This window comes from [Enterobacter] lignolyticus SCF1, assembly GCF_000164865.1.
In the GTDB taxonomy this organism is placed as follows: domain Bacteria; phylum Pseudomonadota; class Gammaproteobacteria; order Enterobacterales; family Enterobacteriaceae; genus Enterobacter_B; species Enterobacter_B lignolyticus.
Map to the genome: position 1 here is coordinate 3221516 of NC_014618.1, position 18123 is coordinate 3239638.

17 protein-coding genes and 1 riboswitch are annotated in these 18123 nt (G+C 60.3%); of the genes, 8 read left to right on the plus strand and 9 right to left on the minus strand.

Translation table 11 applies throughout. From position 1 onward, the window contains the following. Positions 1–32: 32 nt before the first annotated feature. Genes ENTCL_RS15020 through ENTCL_RS15030 form a run of 3 tightly spaced genes read left to right on the plus strand, consistent with a single transcriptional unit; the run spans position 33 to position 4065 of the window. Positions 33–2564 (plus strand): fimbria/pilus outer membrane usher protein, encoded by a 2532-nt coding sequence (locus ENTCL_RS15020; protein ID WP_013367000.1) that lies wholly within the window; start codon positions 33–35, stop codon positions 2562–2564. Between the two features lie 12 nt (positions 2565–2576). Continuing rightward, a complete protein-coding gene (locus ENTCL_RS15025; RefSeq protein ID WP_013367001.1) occupies positions 2577–3557 on the plus strand; it encodes a fimbrial protein in 981 nt (326 codons plus the stop codon). A 19-nt stretch (positions 3558–3576) separates the two neighbouring features. Then, complete coding sequence (locus tag ENTCL_RS15030) at positions 3577–4065, plus strand: fimbrial protein (RefSeq protein ID WP_013367002.1); 489 nt, start codon at positions 3577–3579, stop codon at positions 4063–4065. Positions 4066–4333: 268 nt separating this feature from the next. On the opposite strand, the gene dinG is transcribed toward ENTCL_RS15030, so the two are convergent. Continuing rightward, positions 4334–6496 carry an ATP-dependent DNA helicase DinG gene (gene dinG / locus ENTCL_RS15035; RefSeq protein ID WP_013367003.1) on the minus strand — a complete coding sequence of 721 codons (2163 nt, stop codon included), beginning with the start codon at positions 6494–6496 and terminating at the stop codon, positions 4334–4336. 95 nt (positions 6497–6591) lie between these two features. Beyond that, positions 6592–7932: an ATP-dependent RNA helicase RhlE gene (gene rhlE, locus ENTCL_RS15040; RefSeq protein ID WP_013367004.1), complete on the minus strand. Its 1341-nt coding sequence runs from the start codon at positions 7930–7932 to the stop codon at positions 6592–6594. A gap of 231 nt (positions 7933–8163) precedes the next feature. On the opposite strand from rhlE, the gene cecR reads away from it, so the two are divergent. Genes cecR through ENTCL_RS15065 form a run of 5 tightly spaced genes read left to right on the plus strand, consistent with a single transcriptional unit; the run spans position 8164 to position 13803 of the window. Continuing rightward, positions 8164–8832, plus strand: a complete 669-nt coding sequence (cecR, locus tag ENTCL_RS15045) for a transcriptional regulator CecR (protein ID WP_013367005.1) — start codon at positions 8164–8166, stop codon at positions 8830–8832. A gap of 4 nt (positions 8833–8836) precedes the next feature. Continuing rightward, positions 8837–9832 (plus strand): secretion protein HlyD, encoded by a 996-nt coding sequence (hlyD, locus tag ENTCL_RS15050; RefSeq protein WP_013367006.1) that lies wholly within the window; start codon positions 8837–8839, stop codon positions 9830–9832. Continuing rightward, entirely contained in the window at positions 9825–11564 is a 1740-nt protein-coding gene (locus ENTCL_RS15055; RefSeq protein WP_013367007.1) for an ATP-binding cassette domain-containing protein, read from the plus strand. Before hlyD ends, ENTCL_RS15055 begins: the two co-directional genes overlap by 8 nt. Then, entirely contained in the window at positions 11554–12687 is a 1134-nt protein-coding gene (locus ENTCL_RS15060; RefSeq protein WP_013367008.1) for an ABC transporter permease, read from the plus strand. Before ENTCL_RS15055 ends, ENTCL_RS15060 begins: the two co-directional genes overlap by 11 nt. A gap of 9 nt (positions 12688–12696) precedes the next feature. After that, complete coding sequence (locus tag ENTCL_RS15065; protein ID WP_013367009.1) at positions 12697–13803, plus strand: ABC transporter permease; 1107 nt, start codon at positions 12697–12699, stop codon at positions 13801–13803. On the opposite strand, the gene ENTCL_RS15070 is transcribed toward ENTCL_RS15065, so the two are convergent. The 7 genes from ENTCL_RS15070 to moaA form a co-directional block, all read right to left on the minus strand. After that, a complete protein-coding gene (locus tag ENTCL_RS15070) occupies positions 13765–14175 on the minus strand; it encodes a YbhQ family protein (protein WP_013367010.1) in 411 nt (136 codons plus the stop codon). The two genes, ENTCL_RS15065 and ENTCL_RS15070, sit on opposite strands and share 39 nt — an antisense overlap. A 177-nt stretch (positions 14176–14352) precedes the next feature. After that, positions 14353–15057 (minus strand): Bax inhibitor-1/YccA family protein, encoded by a 705-nt coding sequence (locus ENTCL_RS15075; protein WP_013367011.1) that lies wholly within the window; start codon positions 15055–15057, stop codon positions 14353–14355. Between the two features lie 60 nt (positions 15058–15117). Then, positions 15118–15573 (minus strand): molybdopterin synthase catalytic subunit MoaE, encoded by a 456-nt coding sequence (moaE, locus tag ENTCL_RS15080; protein WP_013367012.1) that lies wholly within the window; start codon positions 15571–15573, stop codon positions 15118–15120. Between the two features lies 1 nt (position 15574). Continuing rightward, positions 15575–15823, minus strand: a complete 249-nt coding sequence (gene moaD / locus ENTCL_RS15085) for a molybdopterin synthase sulfur carrier subunit (RefSeq protein WP_013367013.1) — start codon at positions 15821–15823, stop codon at positions 15575–15577. Further along, on the minus strand, positions 15816–16301 hold the full coding sequence (gene moaC, locus ENTCL_RS15090; protein WP_013367014.1) for a cyclic pyranopterin monophosphate synthase MoaC: 486 nt from the start codon (positions 16299–16301) through the stop codon (positions 15816–15818). Before moaC ends, moaD begins: the two co-directional genes overlap by 8 nt. A gap of 3 nt (positions 16302–16304) precedes the next feature. Further along, positions 16305–16817, minus strand: coding sequence for a molybdenum cofactor biosynthesis protein B (gene moaB / locus ENTCL_RS15095; RefSeq protein WP_013367015.1), 513 nt, complete (start codon positions 16815–16817; stop codon positions 16305–16307). Positions 16818–16843: 26 nt separating this feature from the next. After that, positions 16844–17833 carry a GTP 3',8-cyclase MoaA gene (gene moaA, locus ENTCL_RS15100; RefSeq protein WP_013367016.1) on the minus strand — a complete coding sequence of 330 codons (990 nt, stop codon included), beginning with the start codon at positions 17831–17833 and terminating at the stop codon, positions 16844–16846. Beyond that, positions 17821–17961, minus strand: a riboswitch (molybdenum cofactor riboswitch). Its footprint overlaps the gene before it by 13 nt. Positions 17962–18123: the final 162 nt, after the last annotated feature.

Genomic DNA, 18123 nt, shown 5'->3' on the forward strand with positions numbered 1-18123 from the left:
ACGCCGTAACATAGAAAATTGTTGAGATAATCATGCGTATCGCTAACCCTCAACGGTTGCTGAAACCCCGTTCTCTCCTGCCCGCGATTTTATGCCTGATAGCCCTGCTGTCGGGCGCGCGGGCGTGGGCGGCTGATTATTTCAACCCCGCATTGCTGGATATTGATACCCCGGGTCAGAGCAAAACCGATTTATCTGTTTACGAAAACGGCCCGGGGCAGGCGCCGGGTAAATATCGTGTCACGCTGTTTATCAATAACAAAAAAACAGACAGCCTGCAGGTTGATTTTAAGCTCGTCGCCTCCGGCGATGGTCACTCATCGCTACAGCCCTGCTTTTCCGTCGACCGCCTGAAGCAGCTTGGCGTCCTGACGGAGAAGTTTCCGGCGCTGGCGCGCGGCGGCCGGTGCGCCTCTCTGCAGGCGATCCCCAATGCCACGGCCACGTTCCGCGTCAGCGAGCAGCAGCTTCTGTTGAGTATCCCGCAGTCGGCGCTCGGGCAGATCCCGCGCGGCTATATCCCTCCCGAAGAGTTCGACGAGGGAATCAACGCCGGCCTGCTTAACTATAGCGTCAGCGTAAGCCGCAGCCATGCCCTGCAGGCCGGTATAGCGCAGAGCAGCAGCCAGTACGTCAACCTGCGCCCGGGGCTCAATATTGGCGCATGGCGGCTGCGTAACTATTCGACCTGGAGCCGCACCACCAGCGGCAACAGCAGCCAGAGCGATTTCTCCTCGGTTTACACCTACGCCCGGCGCGACATTATTACGCTGAAAAGCCAGCTTACGCTTGGCCAGAGCAGCACCCCTGCCGACGTTTTTGACAGCGTCCCCTACACCGGCGCCGCGATGGCTTCCGATGACGATATGCTGCCGGACAGTGAAAAAGGCTATGCCCCCATCGTACGCGGCATCGCGCACAGTAACGCGCAGGTGGTGGTGCGACAAAATGGCTATATCATCTACCAGAATACCATCGCCCCCGGCGCGTTTGAGATTAACGATCTCTACCCGACCGGCGGCAGCGGCGACCTCAACGTCACGGTGAAGGAGACCGACGGCAGCGAGCAGCATTTCGTGGTGCCTTATGCTTCCGTCCCGGTTTTACAGCGTGAAGGACACCTGAAGTACCAGATAGCCGCAGGCCGCTATCGCGCCTATGACGACAGCGTTGAACAGGCGCCCTTTATGCAAAGCAGCGTCATTTACGGCCTGTCCAGGGGCTTTACCGCCTACGGCGGCTTCCAGCAGAGCCAGCATTATCAGTCGCAGGCGCTCGGCGTGGGCAAGAATTTCGGCGGATTAGGGGCATTCTCCGTGGACGTCACCCGCGCCCGCGCGCTGCTAAAAAACCGCCGCAGCAGCAGAGGGAACGCCTGGCGGGCGCGCTACAGCAAAGATATCGCCACCACCGGGACCAACCTCTCGCTGGCAGGCTACCGCTACAACAGCCAGGGGTTCTATACCCTCGGCGACACCCTCGACTCATGGACCCATAGCAACGACGCGTCGGCGCCGCCGCAGCGCCGCTCCCGTTCAGAAGCGACTATCGATCAGACGCTGGGGGACAAATGGGGAACCCTGACCCTGAGCCTGGTGAAAGAGCGCTACTGGGACGGCTCGCCGCCGATGACCTCGGTCGCCTTTAGCTACAACAACAGCTGGCACAACATCAGCTACAGCGTGAACTACAGCGTCAATAAAAATACCGCAGAGGATAACGACAGCAGCGGCGACGATCGCGTCCTGGCGCTTAACGTTTCCATACCGCTCGACCAGTGGATGCCGAAAACCTGGGCGAGCTATAGCCTGAATAATGGTAAAAGCGGCACCACACAGAACATCGGCCTGAGCGGCACCGCGCTGCGCGACAACAACCTGAACTGGAGCGTTCAGCAGGGAATAAGCCACAGCGGAGCGGGCAACACCACGAACCTGAACGCCGACTACAAGGGCACCTATGGCGAAGTGAACGCAGGCTACAGCCGGGACGGCTATCAGCGCAGCATCAACTACGGCCTGCAGGGCGGCGTAGTGGTGCACGCTCACGGCGTCACGTTGAGTCAACCGCTTGGCGAAACCATTGCGCTGGTGCAGGCGCCCGGCACGCACGGTACGCACATCGCCAACCAGACCGGCGTGGCGACGGATTTCCGCGGCTATACCGTCGTACCCTACGTCAGCGCCTGGCGTCATACCACCATCGCGCTGGATACCGAAACGCTGCCGGACGACGTCGATGTGACCCAGGCCGACCAGATTGTCACCCCCACCCGGGGCGCGGTGGTTCGCGCCCGCTTCCACCCGCGCATCGGCAACCGGGTGCTTATTCGCCTGACCCGCAACGGCACGCCGCTGCCCTTTGGCGCGACCGTCACCACCGACGACCGGGACAGCGAGTTTATCGTCGGCGACGACGGGCAGGCCTATATCACCGGCCTTCCTCCCCACGGTCACCTGACGGCGAACTGGGGGACCGACAGCCGCAGCCGCTGCACGGCGGAATACTCGCTGCCGTCAACCGTGCGCAACCAGATAATCAACCTGTCGGCACTGTGCCGCTAATGAGAGTGACCCATGAAGATCGTAAAATTGCTCAGTATGCTCATCGTGCTATGCGCAAGCTGGCTGCTTATGCCGCAGGCCCGGGCGAGCTGTACATCGCCCAATATTCCCTCTCAGATCCAGCTCCCCGATATTCGGGTTTCCAGCCTGCTCGCCCCCGGCAGCACCATCCCGGGCACCGAACAGACCGTGACGGTGCATGGTTCGTGCGATAGCGCCGACGACGGATTGCCGGTCATCGCCTGCTATTATGGCTCCGGCGCCGAAAGCGCGGGGTTTCCTGGGGTGTATGACACCGGCGTGGCGGGTATCGGTATTACGCTGATTAACGCTCAGGGCCAGCGTATCCGCGGCAGCGGGATCAAATGCGATACGCGCGGTACGCCATTAGGTTATATCTCCACGGACGGCGCCAAAAGCTTCAACTTTACGCTAACGCTGGCGCTGGTAAAAACATCGGCACAGGTGGGGAGCGGCGCGTTAGATCAGGCGCAAACGGTATTTGGCCTCGGCGTATTTGATCATGAAGGCATCGGCTCGCCGAACCATGTTTCTTACGCGGGGAACGTCACGTTCAGCCAGGTAACCTGCGCCGTCACCCCGCAAAGCCTGAGCATCACGCTCGGCGACTTCCCGGTAAGCGACTTCACCCACGTTGGCGCCACCACCGCGGCAAAGGAATTTGATATCAGTCTATTGTGTAATGATACCGTCCAGCCGGAGGTGATGATCTCCAGCGCCAACGGCTATGAAAGCAGCTATCCCGGCGTCGTCAAGCTGACGCCGGAAAACGGCGCGGCAGGCGGAGTGGGGATTGAGATGACGTTTGACGGCATGGTTGCCACGTTTGATCGGTACGAGAAAACGGCAGGTCTTGCCTACAGCAACCAGATGCTGCAGATTCCATTTACCGCGCGCTACTACCAGACCGCGGGTACCGTGACGCCGGGCCCGGCCAACGGCGTCGCCACTCTGACGCTGGCCTATCAATAAGATGAATATCTTACGCAATATGTTGACGGTTTGTACGCTGCTGCTTTGCGCATCAGCCAGCGCAATTGACGTACAGATGACGGGGAATATCTACGCTAACACCTGCGCGGTCGACGGCGCCAGCCAGAGCCTCACCGTCGATCTCGGCCAGGACTCCGCCAGCAATTTCAGCAGCATTGGCGATACCGGCGAATGGAAGGATTTCGACCTGACGCTGTCCCAGTGTCCCGCCACCGTCACGCTGGCCACCGCGCAGTTCAAAGGCCAGGCCGACGGCAAGCATCCCAATAAGTTTGCTAATACCGGTACAGCGGGCGGGCTGGCGCTGGAGCTTGCGGACCGGCAGGACAAAATATTGCTCGCGCCGCAGGCAAGCTTTAGCGTGCTGGTGAACCAGAGCGACCACACCGCCGATTTTCCGCTTTCCGCCCGCTATTACGCCACCAGCGAACCGGTCACCGCCGGGACGTTTAGCGCCACCGTACAGGTGACGTTTACCTACCAGTGAACCAGGCTGTGACCCGCAATTGACCGTGGCGGCGACGCTGAGCCAAACGCCCGTTATCAAGGCGGAGGATGCAGGTCATAGTGGGCCTATGTCCAAATCCGACAACGCGGAGAACGGGCGTTTGGCACGCGTCCCGAAGGGCTGGGGTCCTTTTTGTGCAGAACTGCGTTACTCACGTTGCATTTGGCCCACCAAACCTCAACGTTCGTGCCTTGTCCTGCACAAAAATGACCACCAGCGCCATCCACGTGCAATTACGGGACACAGCCTAGCGCTTTTTCGCCGGGGCGGCCCGCCGACGCCCGGTCTTTTTCGCCGCCGGCGGCGTTTTCCCCTCCGGCGCCTCCGGCTGCTCAATCGGGAAAACCGGCAGCGCGTTAAGCAGACGCTGACCGTAATTTTTGGTCAACAGCCGCCTGTCATAGATAACCACCTCGCCCCAGCAGCCGTGGCTGCGAATAAGGCGCCCGACCTGTTGAATCAGGTTAAATGACGCGCTCGGCAGGCTCTGCACCTCAAACGGATAGCGGTTCAGGCTTTTCAGCCACTCGCCTTCGGTAATGACCACCGGGCTGTCGATTGGCGGGAAGGCGATTTTATGGATATGCACCTGGCTTAGCAGCTCGCCCTTCAGGTCAAGCCCCTCCGCGAACGACTGCAGGCCGACCAGCACGCTGCGCTCGCCGCCCTCCACCCGCTTGCGGTGCAGCTCTACCAGCCGGTAGCGCGGCTGATCTCCCTGCACCAGCAGCATCAGACGCAGGTCGGTCACATGCTCCAGGAAACGCTGCATCGCTCTGCCGCTTGCAAACAGCACCAGCATGCCGCGGTGCCGCTCCTCGGCCAGCGCCAGGCGGAAAAATGCCGCCATTTCGGCGATATGCTGCTCTTCGTTGTCAATCAGCGGCTCATAGCGCATCCGCGGGATGACGATTTTGCCCTGCTCCACGTGGTTAAACGGCGAGTCGAGCGCGACGAAGCGATCGCCCGCTTTCTCTTTCAGCCCGCTCAGCTCCTGCAGGCGGGAAAAGCTGTTCAGCGAGCGCAGCGTGGCGGAGGTGACGACGATGTGCGGCACGCTGCGCCACAGCAGTTTTTCCAGCTGATCGCTGACGCGAATGCCGACGCAGTGAAACCAGACGTGCGGCTGGCCGTCGCGGTTATCGCGGGTCGCCCATTTGCTGACCGGCGCGCCGGAGGCCTGCGCCATCGACGCCAGCCGCCACAGCTTGCTTTGGGCTTCAAACATCCCCAGCGCCCGGTTCATCTGCAGCAGCACGCGGTGCAGACGCACGATATCGTGGCTGCCGGTTTTCTCGCTAAGGTCGCCGAGAAACAGCTCCGCCAGGCCGCGCAGCTGCTCGGTGAGTTTCGCCAGACGCTGGCAAATCACCATCACTTCGTCAGGCAGCTCGCCCATCGCGAAGCGATGCTCCGCCTCCTGGGCGGCGGGCATATAGAGATTGAGGATGTTATTCAGCGACGCGATAAGCTCATACAGCTCGTCGCAGTGTTCCGTAAGCCGCTCCGGCACCGCCAGCGGCGGAAGGGTTTTGGGCCGAAACTGCTCCATGCAGGTCGCCACCAGCTTGCTGAACAGGTCCAGTTGCAGGCGGTACCAGGGCGCGGTGATTTCCGCGCTCATCTCCAGCGCATCGCGGGCGACGTCCGGCAGATGATGACCTTCATCAAGCACCAGCAGCAGGTTTTTCGGTTCCGGCAGTACCGCCTCGCTCTCAAGCGCCGCCATCACCAGCGCGTGGTTCGCCACGACCACTTCGGCCTCCTGGATTTCCCGCCGGGCGACAAAAAACGGACACTCGCGGTAGTAGTGGCAGTTGCGGTTAAGGCAGCTGGCTTTGTCGGTGCTGAGCCGCCGCCACAGATCGTCGTCAATCGCCAGATCGGTGTGATCGCGAAGCCCGTCCCATTTATAGCCGTCGAGGGCGGCCTTGAGCTTCGCGCAGCGCTTCTGCTCTTCCTGGCTATTCGGCGTCAGCTCGTCGTCAAGAAACGCCAGCAGATCCTGCTGGTTCGGCTCGCTGCTGGCCAGCGCCGCCAGGTTGCGCGGACAAACGTAGCGTCCGCGGCCAAAGGCGGCGGTGAAGCGGAGATCGGGGATGATTTTTTTGAGCAGCGGCAGATCTTTACTGTAGATCTGATCCTGCAACGCGACGTTGGCGGTACTGACCACCAGCGTTTTTTGTTCTTCACGGGCAATGGCGATGCCGGGGATCAGATAGGAGAGCGTTTTCCCTACCCCGGTCGGCGCTTCAATCGCCAGGTGACGTCCCTCCTCCCCGGCGAGCGTTTTCGCCACATCGGCAATCATCTGCCGCTGCGGAGCACGGGGAATGAAGTCGGGGATCTGTTCCTGTAGCGCCTTATACCAGGCCGCAATTTGCGCCTTCAGCGCGGCGGTGAGTGCCATGAAAAAACCTGAATACTGTATAAACAGCCACTATTCTGGCATTTTACTGCGCCAGTCGCAAAAAAAATGGCCGCATTCGCGGCCATTCTCGCAGTTTACTGGGCTGCCTGCGGCTTGCGGGGACGACGACGGCGCGACGCGTTTTCCCCGGATTTGCGCGGCTCGCCGCCGCCTGCCGGTTTATCGCTACGGCGCGGCTGCTGACCACCGTCGTTACGACGCGGCTGCTGCTGCCCGCGACCGCCGCCGCCGCCGCGGCTCTGGCGACCGTTCTGAATCGGCTCGGCCTTGATGCTCGGGTCCGGCTCATAGCCCGCAATGGCGATACGCGGGATCTCTTTTTTCAGCAGGCGTTCGATATCGCGCAGCAGCTTGTGCTCATCGACGCACACCAGCGACAGCGCTTCGCCGGTCGCCGCCGCGCGGCCGGTACGGCCGATACGGTGCACGTAGTCTTCCGGCACGTTCGGCAGCTCGTAGTTCACCACGTGCGGCAGCTCTTCAATATCCAGACCGCGCGCGGCAATGTCGGTGGCGACCAGCACGCGGATATCGCCGGATTTAAAATCGGCCAGCGCGCGGGTACGCGCTCCCTGGCTCTTGTTGCCGTGGATGGCGGCGCTGCGGATGCCGTCTTTATTCAGCTGTTCCGCCAGATGGTTGGCCCCGTGCTTGGTGCGGGTGAACACCAGCACCTGCTGCCAGTTGCCCTCGCCGATCATCTGCGACAGCAGCTCCCGCTTGCGCTTTTTGTCCACGAAGTGAACGTGCTGCGTCACCTGCTCGGAGGCGGTATTCCGGCGCGCAACTTCGATTTCCAGCGGGTTGCGCAGCAGTTTTTCCGCAAGCGCTTTGATGTCGTCGGAGAAGGTTGCGGAGAACAGCAGGTTCTGACGCTTCGCCGGGAGCTTCGCCAGCACGCGGCGGATATCGTGAATGAAGCCCATATCCAGCATGCGGTCGGCTTCGTCCAGCACCAGGACCTCGACGCTGTCGAGCTTCAGGGCATTCTGATGCTCCAGATCCAGCAGACGGCCCGGCGTCGCCACCAGAATATCCACGCCGCCGCGCAGCTTCATCATCTGCGGGTTGATGCTGACGCCGCCAAACACCACCAGCGAGCGGATGTTGAGATATTTACTGTACTCACGCACGTTTTCGCCCACCTGCGCCGCCAGTTCGCGGGTTGGGGTGAGGATCAGCGCGCGGATCGGGCGACGGCCTTTCGCATGCGGCTCGTTCTGAACCAGACGCTGCAGCAGAGGCAGGGTAAAGCCCGCGGTTTTACCGGTGCCGGTCTGGGCGCTGGCCATCAGGTCACGGCCTTCCAGTACGGCAGGGATCGCCTGCTTTTGAATAGGGGTAGGTTCGCGGTAGCCCTGCTCAGCAACGGCGCGCAGAATTTCAGGATTCAGGCCAAGGGTATCAAACGACATAACAACTCCGAACCGCCCCGACCATGACAGGTGTAGTTTTCAGGGTGACAGTTACAATTAGAAGGACAAAAACCACAATGTCAGCAAGAAGCGGAGTGTAGCAGTTTTTGTGACGGACCGCATAAAATATCCCACCGCTGTTTCTCAACAAAACATTTTACCGCCAGAGGTGGACAAGCTGCGCGTTCGGTCATAATCTTAATCAATCGATTGATTAATTCTGTTCTCCCTATGAATACGACACCGATCACCAGCAAAGGCGAACAGGCGAAGAGCCAGCTTATCAGCGCCGCCATCGCGCAGTTTGGCGAATACGGGCTTCACGCGACTACGCGCGATATCGCCGCGCAGGCCGGGCAGAACATCGCCGCCATCACCTACTATTTTGGCTCAAAAGAGGATCTGTACCTCGCCTGCGCCCAGTGGATCGCCGATTTCATCGGCCGCAACTTTCAGCCGCTGGCCCAACAGGCGGAAGAGATTTTACAGCAGCCAACGAGCGACCGCGCCGCCGTCCGCGCGCTGATTTTGCAGGCCAGCCGCAGCATGATCCTGCTGCTCACCCAGGATGAAACGGTCAATCTCAGCAAATTCATCTCCCGCGAGCAGCTGTCGCCGACGTCCGCGTACCAGCTCATCCACGGCCAGGTGATCGCGCCGCTGCACCGCTATCTGACCCGGCTGATTGCCGCCTATACCGGGCAAAACCCCGACGATACCCGGATGATTCTGCACACCCACGCTATCCTCGGCGAGATCCTCGCTTTTCGCCTGGGTCGGGAAACCATTTTGCTGCGCACCGGCTGGACGACGTTTGACGACGACAACGCGGAGCACATTATTCAGGTTATCACCTGTCATATCGATTTACTGCTGCAGGGCTTAACGCAAAGGAGCTGAAGTCATGAAGAAACCCGTCATTGTTATCCTGGCGGTTGTGCTGGTCGTCGCGGCCGTCGCTGGCGGCGCGCTGTGGTATGAGAGTCGCCAGAATAACGGGCTGACGCTGTACGGCAACGTGGATATTCGCACCGTGAACATGAGCTTTCGCGTAGGGGGACGCCTGCAGGCCCTGCAGGTGGATGAAGGCGATGCGGTCAAGGCCGGACAAACCGTTGGCGAAATCGATCGCGCGCCGTATGAAAACGCCCTGATGCAGGCGAAAGCCAACGTAGCGGCGGCGCAGGCGAAATACGATCTCACCGTCGCCGGGTACCGCGATGAAGAGATAGCGCAGGCCGCGGCCGCCGTGCGTCAGGCGCAGGCCGCCTATGACTACGCGCAGAATTTTTATCAGCGTCAGCAGGGTCTGTGGGCCAGCCGCACCATCTCCGCCAACGACCTGGAGAATGCGCGCTCCTCGCGGGATCAGTCGCTGGCCAGCCTGAAATCCGCACAGGATAAGCTAAACCAGTATCACGCCGGCAACCGCCCGCAGGAAATTGAGGAAGCGAGAGCCGGTCTGGAACAGGCCCAGGCGCAGCTGGCGCAATCGCAGCTCGACCTGCAGGATACCACCCTGCTCGCCCCCTCCGACGGCACGATCCTCACCCGCGCCGTGGAGCCGGGCAGCATGCTCAGCGCCGGCAGCACCGTACTGACGCTCTCTCTGACGCGTCCGGTGTGGATACGCGCCTATGTGGATGAGAAAAACCTGGGTCAGGCGCAGCCGGGCCGCGAGCTGCTGCTGTACACCGACGGCCGTCCGAACACGCCGTATCACGGTAAAATCGGTTTTGTCTCGCCAACGGCGGAGTTCACGCCGAAAACGGTAGAAACGCCGGATCTGCGCACCGACCTCGTCTATCGCCTGCGCATCGTCGTCACCGATGCCGACGATGCCCTGCGCCAGGGAATGCCGGTCACGGTGAAGTTCACGGGCGGAGCGGCGCATGAGTGAGTCGACGATCGCGCTCGACGGGCTTGTAAAACGCTTCGCCGGTATGGACAAACCGGCGGTCGCGAAGCTCGACTGTACGATTCGCTCCGGCTATGTCACCGGGCTGGTCGGGCCGGACGGCGCGGGGAAAACCACCCTGATGCGGATGCTCGCCGGGCTGCTCAAGCCGGACGAAGGCCGCGCCAGCGTCATCGGTTTCGACCCTATCCATGACAACAGCGCCCTGCACGCGGCGCTGGGCTATATGCCGCAGAAATTTGGCCTGTATGAAGATCTGACGGTGATGGAAAACCTCAATCTCTATGCCGATCTACGCAGCGTCACCGGAGAGGCGCGGAAAAAAACCTTCGCCCGGCTGCTGGAATTCACCTCGCTCGGCCCCTTCACCGGTCGCTTAGCCGGGAAGCTTTCCGGCGGCATGAAGCAGAAGCTGGGGCTCGCCTGTACGCTGGTGGGCGAACCGAAGGTGCTGCTGCTCGATGAGCCCGGCGTCGGCGTCGACCCTATCTCACGCCGCGAGCTGTGGCAAATGGTGCACGAGCTGGCGGGCGAAGGGATGCTCATCCTCTGGAGCACCTCCTACCTCGACGAAGCCGAACAGTGCCGCGACGTGCTGCTGATGAACGAAGGCGAGCTGCTGTACCAGGGCGAGCCCAGGGCGCTGACCGACACCATGCGCGGCCGCAGCTTTTTGATGAGCAGCCCGACGGTCAATAACCGCCGCCTGCTCCAGCAGGTGCTGAAGCTGCCGCAGGTGAGCGACGGGATGATCCAGGGGCGCTCGGTACGCCTGATCCTGAAGAAAGAGGCCCGCGCCGACGATATTTGCCGCGCTGACGCGATGCCTGAGATAACCCTCGACGAAACGGCGCCGCGCTTCGAGGATGCGTTTATTGACCTGCTCGGCGGGGCCGGGACCTCGGAATCGCCGCTGGGCGCCATTTTGCATACCGTGGAGGGCGCGAAAGACGAGACGGTCATTGAAGCCAGAGCGCTGACCAAAAAGTTTGGCGATTTTGCCGCCACCGATCGCGTCGACTTCAGCGTAAAACGCGGGGAGATCTTCGGCCTGCTCGGGCCCAACGGCGCGGGGAAATCCACCACCTTTAAGATGATGTGTGGCCTGCTGGTCCCCACCTCCGGCCAGGCGCTGGTGCTGGATATGGACCTCAAAGTGAGCTCCGGGAAGGCCCGTCAGCACCTGGGCTATATGGCGCAAAAATTCTCGCTCTACGGCAACCTGACGGTCGAGCAGAACCTGCGCTTTTTCTCCGGCGTGTACGGCCTGCGCGGCCGCGCACAGAGCGAAAAAATCGCCCGCATGAGCGAGGCCTTCGCCTTAAAGAGCATTGCCAGCCACGCCACCGACGACCTGCCGCTCGGCTATAAGCAGCGCCTGGCGCTGGCCTGCTCGCTGATGCACGAACCGGATATTCTGTTCCTCGATGAGCCGACGTCAGGCGTCGACCCTCTCACCCGCCGCGAATTCTGGCTGCATATCAACAGCATGGTGGAAAAAGGGGTAACGGTGATGGTCACCACCCACTTTATGGATGAGGCGGAATACTGCGACCGCATAGGGCTGGTGTACCGCGGCAAGCTTATCGCCAGCGGCACGCCCGATGCGCTAAAGGCGCAGGCGGCCGATGCCGCAACCCCGGACCCGACCATGGAGCAGGCGTTTATCACGCTTATCCACGACTGGGATAAGGAGCATACCGATGCGCAATAGCCTTTTCTCCTGGCGGCGGGTGCGCGCCCTGTGCGTCAAAGAGACCCGGCAGATTGTCCGCGACCCCAGCAGCTGGCTGATCGCGGTGGTGATCCCGCTGATGCTGCTGTTTATCTTCGGCTACGGTATTAACCTCGACTCCAGTAAGCTGCGGGTCGGGATCCTGCTTGAGCAGCAAAGCCAGGAGGCGCTGGATTTCGCCCACGCCCTCACCGGCTCGCCCTATATTGACGCCACCATCAGCGACAGCCGCCAGGCGCTGATTCAAAAAATGCAGGCCGGGCGCATTCGCGGCCTGGTGGTGGTGCCGGTCAACTTCGACAGCCAGATGGCGCGCCCCGGAGATACCGCGCCCATCCAGGTTATCACCGACGGCAGCGAGCCGAATACCGCCAACTTTGTGCAGGGCTACGTCCAGGGCATCTGGCAGATCTGGCAACAGCAGCGCGCGCAGGACAACGGCGAAACCCTGGAGCCGCTGATCGACGTGCAGCTGCGCTACTGGTTCAACCCGGCGGCCATCAGCCAGCATTTTATTATCCCCGGCGCGGTAACCATTATCATGACGGTGATCGGCGCGATCCTGACCTCGCTGGTGATCGCCCGCGAATGGGAGCGCGGCACCATGGAGGCGCTGCTGTCAACGGAGGTGACCCGCGTCGAGCTGCTGTTGTGCAAGCTTATCCCCTACTACTTTCTCGGCATGCTGGCGATGCTGCTCTGCATGCTGGTGGCGGTGTTTATCCTCGGCGTGCCGTACCGCGGCTCGCTGGTTATCCTGTTTCTGATAACCAGCCTGTTTTTACTGAGCACGCTGGGGATGGGGCTGCTTATTTCCACCATCACCCGCAACCAGTTTAACGCCGCCCAGGTGGCGCTGAACGCGGCGTTTTTGCCGTCGATCATGCTGTCCGGCTTTATTTTCCAGATAGACAGTATGCCCGCCGCGATTCGCGCAGTGACCTATATCATTCCGGCGCGCTATTTCGTCAGCACCCTGCAAAGCCTGTTTCTCGCCGGCAACATTCCGGTGGTGCTTTTCGTCAATACGCTGTTTTTGATTGCCTCGGCGGTGATGTTTATTGGCCTGACGTGGCTTAAAACCAAACGGCGGCTGGACTAAGGAGCGACAATGTTTTATCGACTACTGACGCTAATTCGCAAAGAGCTGCAGTCGCTGCTGCGCGAACCGCAGACCCGCGCCATTCTGATTATGCCGGTGCTGATTCAGGTGCTGCTGTTCCCGTTTGCCGCCACCCTTGAGGTGACCAACGCCACCATCGCCATCTACGACGAAGATAACGGCCAGCACTCCGTGGAGCTGACCCAGCGCTTCGCCCGCGCCAAAGCGTTTACCCACGTGCTGCTGCTGAAAAGCCCGCAGGAGATCCAGCCGACTATCGACACGCAAAAAGCGCTCCTGCTGGTGCGTTTCCCGGCGGATTTCTCGCGCAATCTCGACCGCTTCGAAACGGCGCCGATGCAGCTGATTCTCGACGGGCGCAACTCCAACAGCGCGCAGATCGCGGCGAATTATTTGCAGCAAATCGTTGAGAACTACCAGCAGGAGCTGCTGGAGGGGAAAGCCAAACCCAACAACAGCGAGCTGGTTGTCCGCAACTGGTATAACCCGAATCTGGACTATAAGTGGTTCGTGGTGCCGTCGCTTATCGCCATGATAACCACCATCGGCGTGATGATTGTGACCTCGCTGTCCGTGGCGCGCGAGCGCGAACAGGGGACGCTGGATCAGCTGCTGGTCTCTCCGCTCGCCACCTGGCAGATTTTCGTCGGCAAAGCCGTTCCGGCGCTGATAGTCGCCACCTTTCAGGCCACTATCGTGCTGGGCGTCGGCATCTGGGCCTATCAGATCCCCTTTGCCGGATCGCTGCTGCTGTTTTACTTCACGATGGTGGTCTACGGCCTGTCGCTGGTCGGTTTCGGCCTGCTGATTTCGTCGCTGTGCTCAACGCAGCAGCAGGCGTTTATCGGCGTTTTCGTCTTTATGATGCCGGCCATTCTGCTGTCAGGGTATGTTTCCCCGGTGGAGAATATGCCCGTATGGCTACAGGACGTGACGTGGATTAACCCGATTCGTCACTTTACCGATATTACCAAGCAGATTTACCTCAAGGACGCCAGCTTTGACATCGTCTGGCAAAGTTTGTGGCCGCTGCTGGTGATAGCGGCCACGACGGGATCAGTGGCGTACGCGATGTTCCGCCGGAAGATTGCTTAACTTTTTGTCCTTCACCAGCAGCGAAACCACCGCTGGCCCGGCCAGGATAACCACGCCGGCCAGGGCCAGCAGAAAATTGTTATGCAGCACGCGCGACAGCAGCCACAGCACGATCACCGCGTTGCCGAAATACCAGGTGGTGGTGAGCTCTTCAAGGAAATCACCAATATCGCGCAGACGCGCTTCCTGATGGCGCTGCAAAAAAAGCATGGTCAGCAGCGTCGCGCCGTATAGTGCGCACAGGCCCAGACCGACGTGCACCAGCAGGCCGCTCATCCATCCCATGACCAGGACAGCGACCACCAGCAGATGCAATATAATCTGCCAGCAGCTCAGGCCGGTTACGACACGAACATGTTGTTGCCACTTCATGGCATCTCTCCTGCAGCATTTTTGACTCGTATTCAGAGTACCGGACTTTACGGAAAATTCCGTAATACCGCATCTTTTTGTGATGGCTACTACATTATTTCGTGCAGAAATGAGAGCAGCAGAAAGGAATTTTGCAGCGGAAAAGGCCCCGGGCGCAGGCGCGCCCGGAGCCCGAAATCAGCGACGGTTGCCGAAAATACGCAGCAGCATCAGGAACAGGTTGATAAAGTCGAGGTACAGCGTCAGCGCGCCAAGAATGGCGTATTTGCGCATCGTGCTGCTGTCGCGGGTATCAATCTGCTCGCCGATCGCCTTCAGCTTCTGGGTGTCGTACGCCGTCAGGCCGACAAACACCAGCACGCCGATATAGGTCACGGCCCACATCAGCGGCGTGCTCTTCAGCCAGATATTGACCAGCGACGCCAGAACGATGCCAATCAGCGCCATAAACAGCATTTTGCCAACACCGCTCAGGTCGCGTTTGGTGGTATAGCCGTAGAGGCTCATCGCGCCGAACATCCCGGCGGTAACCACAAAGGTGCTGGCGATCGAGCTGTAGGTGTAGACGAGAAAAATGCTGGCGAGCGTGAGCCCGGTCAGCGCCGAATAGAGCATGAACAGCGTGGTGGCGAGACCCGCGCTCAAGCGCTGGACCATGCCTGACAGTACGAATACCAGCGCCAGCTGAGCGATAACCAGCCCGAAGAAGGTGATTTTGCTGGAGAAGACGAACATCATCACCTCCGGCGTGTTCGCCGCATACCAAGCGACAAAGGCCGTCAGCAGCAGCCCGCACGTCATCCAGCCATAAACCTGCGCCATATAGGTTTGCAGGCCAGAGCGCGCCTGCACGATAGTATCGGAACGAGGAAATCGGTCCATGATGGTCTCCTGATTAAACGATCGCCCGCGAGGGGATAATAAAACTAAGCGTATCACATTCTACTGCCAACGCTCTGCCGCTTCACGATCGCTGTCGCGCGCGTCCACCCAGCGTTCGCCTTCCGGCGTGGCTTCCCGTTTCCAGAAGGGCGCCCGGGTTTTCAGGTAGTCCATCACAAACTCGCCAGCGGCAAACGCGCTGCTGCGGTGCGCGCTGGTCACGCCGACGAAGACAATCTCTTCGCCCGGCCACATTTCGCCGATGCGGTGGATAAGCGTTACCCGCCCGAGCGGCCAGCGGCTGCGGGCTTCTTCAACAATCTCCGCCAGCGCCTTCTCCGTCATGCCGGGATAGTGCTCCAGGGTCAGCGCTTTTACGCTGTCGCCCAGGTTGTGGTTACGCACCTTGCCGGTGAACGTCACCACCGCGCCGTCCTCGTCGCGCCCGGCAAGCCAGCGGTATTCCGCGCCGACGTCAAACGCGGCGGTATCGACGATAATACGGGTTTCGCTCATTTCAGCCTCCCGTCACCGGCGGAAAGAAGGCCACCTCATCGCCGTCGGCGAGGGGATGATCGAATGCCACCAGCGTCTGATTGACGGCGGCCAGCAGCTTGCCTTCCTCCAGCGCCAGCGCCCAGCGGTCGCCGCGGCTCGCCAGCTGCTGGCGCAGGGTTTCAACATTGTCCGCCGCGAGCGTCTCAAACGTCAGCCTGTCGGTGCCGACCAGTTCGCGCACCTGCGCGAAAAAAAGTACGTTAATCATTCGGTTGCGCCCTAAAATCTCCGGATTTACCGCCGCTTTTCGCCAGCAGGCGAACCGGGCCAATCACCATATCCTTTTGTACCGCTTTGCACATGTCATAGATGGTCAGCGCCGCCACGGACGCGGCGGTCAAGGCTTCCATTTCGACGCCGGTTTTCCCGGTCAGGCGGCACAGCGCCTCAACACGCACCCGGCTATGCTCGGGCTGCGCCTGCAGATTGACCTCCACCTTGCTGAGCATCAGCGGATGGCACAGCGGGATAAGCTCCCAGGTGCGTTTCGCCGCCTGGATCCCGGCGATGCGCGCGGTGGCGAAAACGTCGCCCTTGTGATGGCGCCCGTCGACGATCATCGCGAGGGTTTCCGGCAGCATGGTGACGAAGGCTTCAGCGCTGGCTTCGCGAACCGTCTCGGCCTTTGCCGAGACGTCGACCATATGCGCTTCGCCTGCGGCGTTAATGTGGGTCAGTTGCGACATAGCTTATTTCTTTAAATGAGGATGAAAGTTACACGGGCGCGTACGCGCATCGAGCTGCGGCGCGATAATATTTTCCCAGGCGGTGCGGCAGGCTTTGGTCGAGCCCGGCATCGCGAAAATCAGCGTGCGGTTCGCCACCCCCGCGACCGCGCGGGACTGCAGCGTCGAGGTGCCAATTTCTTCAAACGACAGCATCCGGAACACTTCGCCGAAACCTTCGATTTCGCGATCGAACAGCGGCAGCAGCGCTTCCGGCGCCTGGTCGCCGTCGGTAAAACCGGTGCCGCCGTTAATCAGCACCACCTGAACGTCATCGCGGGCTATCCACGCGGAAACCTGCGCGCGAATGGCGTAGCGGTTTTCTTTCACGATGGCTTTATCGACCACCTGATGCCCGGCCTCATGCGCCACATCGCGCAGATAGTGGCCGGAGGTATCGTCTTCTTCGCCGCGGCGGCTGGACACGGTAAGAACCGCAATGCGGGTCGGGATAAATTCAGCGCTCACCTGACTCATGGAAAAACTCCTTGTTCGTTACGGCGTTAACCGCCGATATATGAGAGGTTCTGGGTAATTCCGGTATTGCCCTGATGCAGGAAATGGGTCTGCTTTTTCGCGGTCAGCGCGCTTGAGATCCGCGCCTCCAGCGCCTGCTGCTGGGTATCGTCAGCCATCAGATCGCGCAGACTGATGCCGCCGTCGCCAAACAGGCACAGGTGCAGTTTTCCCGTCGAGGAGACGCGCAGACGGTTACAGCTGGCGCAAAAGTCTTTTTCATACGGCATGATTAAGCCGATCTCTCCGGCGTAATCCGGATGACAAAAGACCTGCGCCGGGCCGTCGCTGCGCTGTCGGAGTTGATGGATCCAGCCACGCTTAAGCAGTTCATCACGCAGCACCATGCCTGAGATATGGTGCTTGCGGAACAGGTCACTGCCCTCGCCGGTTTCCATTAGCTCAATGAAGCGTAACTGAATGCGGCGCGGTTTGATCCAGGCCAGAAAGGTGTCGAGCTGGTGGTGGTTGACATCGCGCATCAGCACGGTGTTGACCTTCACTTTATCAAAGCCCGCGGCGAATGCGGCATCAATACCGTCCATCACCTGCCGGAACTTGTCCTGCCCGGTGATGGCGTGAAACTGACGGGCATCCAGGCTGTCGACGCTGACGTTGACGTGCGTCAGGCCGGCATCGCGCCAGAGCGCGGCATCGCGCGCCAGGCGATAACCGTTGGTGGTCACCGCAATCTGGCGAATCACCGGGTTTTCCCGCACCGCCGCGATAATGTCGACAAAGTCGCGGCGCAGCGACGGTTCCCCGCCGGTCAGGCGCACTTTTTCCGTGCCGAGCGCGGAGAAGGCGCGGGTCACGCGACGAATTTCATCGACGGTAAGAAAACCGTTATTGCTGACGCTGCCGGGCTTGTAGCCATCCGGCAGGCAGTAGGTGCAACGAAAATTGCACACATCGGTTATCGACAGACGCAAATAGTAAAACTTGCGTGCGAAAGCATCAGTGAGTTGTGAGGCCATATACACCTTTCCAGATACGGGAGGCACAGTCATTTCTTCCTGTACCCTGGTGGCGACGTCGCCGTCGCCACGGCCAGAACACCGTATCCGCAGACCCAGGTGCAAAGGCTAGAGTGTAGCTTCATCAGAAGCAGGTAATGCCGATAGTAGCGTGTAAATAGCGCTTTCGCCATTCAACGTTTACGCTATATAAACTTGTATATAGCGACATGATCGTGCACTTTCACTACAGAATACGCATAAATCACGCTTTTGCATTGATATGCATCATTTTGCCGGGCTCCGGGCAT

Coding starts and splice junctions, on each gene's coding strand:
- ENTCL_RS15055 (WP_013367007.1), top strand. CDS start 9,825: ATGAGTGAGTCGACGATCGCGCTCGACGGGCTTGTAAAACGCTTCGCC.
- rhlE (WP_013367004.1), bottom strand. CDS start 7,932: ATGTCGTTTGATACCCTTGGCCTGAATCCTGAAATTCTGCGCGCCGTT.
- ENTCL_RS15070 (WP_013367010.1), bottom strand. CDS start 14,175: ATGAAGTGGCAACAACATGTTCGTGTCGTAACCGGCCTGAGCTGCTGG.
- hlyD (WP_013367006.1), top strand. CDS start 8,837: ATGAAGAAACCCGTCATTGTTATCCTGGCGGTTGTGCTGGTCGTCGCG.
- moaA (WP_013367016.1), bottom strand. CDS start 17,833: ATGGCCTCACAACTCACTGATGCTTTCGCACGCAAGTTTTACTATTTG.
- ENTCL_RS15020 (WP_013367000.1), top strand. CDS start 33: ATGCGTATCGCTAACCCTCAACGGTTGCTGAAACCCCGTTCTCTCCTG.
- moaB (WP_013367015.1), bottom strand. CDS start 16,817: ATGAGTCAGGTGAGCGCTGAATTTATCCCGACCCGCATTGCGGTTCTT.
- moaE (WP_013367012.1), bottom strand. CDS start 15,573: ATGAGCGAAACCCGTATTATCGTCGATACCGCCGCGTTTGACGTCGGC.
- ENTCL_RS15075 (WP_013367011.1), bottom strand. CDS start 15,057: ATGGACCGATTTCCTCGTTCCGATACTATCGTGCAGGCGCGCTCTGGC.
- ENTCL_RS15030 (WP_013367002.1), top strand. CDS start 3,577: ATGTTGACGGTTTGTACGCTGCTGCTTTGCGCATCAGCCAGCGCAATT.
- ENTCL_RS15025 (WP_013367001.1), top strand. CDS start 2,577: ATGAAGATCGTAAAATTGCTCAGTATGCTCATCGTGCTATGCGCAAGC.
- dinG (WP_013367003.1), bottom strand. CDS start 6,496: ATGGCACTCACCGCCGCGCTGAAGGCGCAAATTGCGGCCTGGTATAAG.
- ENTCL_RS15060 (WP_013367008.1), top strand. CDS start 11,554: ATGCGCAATAGCCTTTTCTCCTGGCGGCGGGTGCGCGCCCTGTGCGTC.
- moaD (WP_013367013.1), bottom strand. CDS start 15,823: ATGATTAACGTACTTTTTTTCGCGCAGGTGCGCGAACTGGTCGGCACC.
- ENTCL_RS15065 (WP_013367009.1), top strand. CDS start 12,697: ATGTTTTATCGACTACTGACGCTAATTCGCAAAGAGCTGCAGTCGCTG.
- moaC (WP_013367014.1), bottom strand. CDS start 16,301: ATGTCGCAACTGACCCACATTAACGCCGCAGGCGAAGCGCATATGGTC.
- cecR (WP_013367005.1), top strand. CDS start 8,164: ATGAATACGACACCGATCACCAGCAAAGGCGAACAGGCGAAGAGCCAG.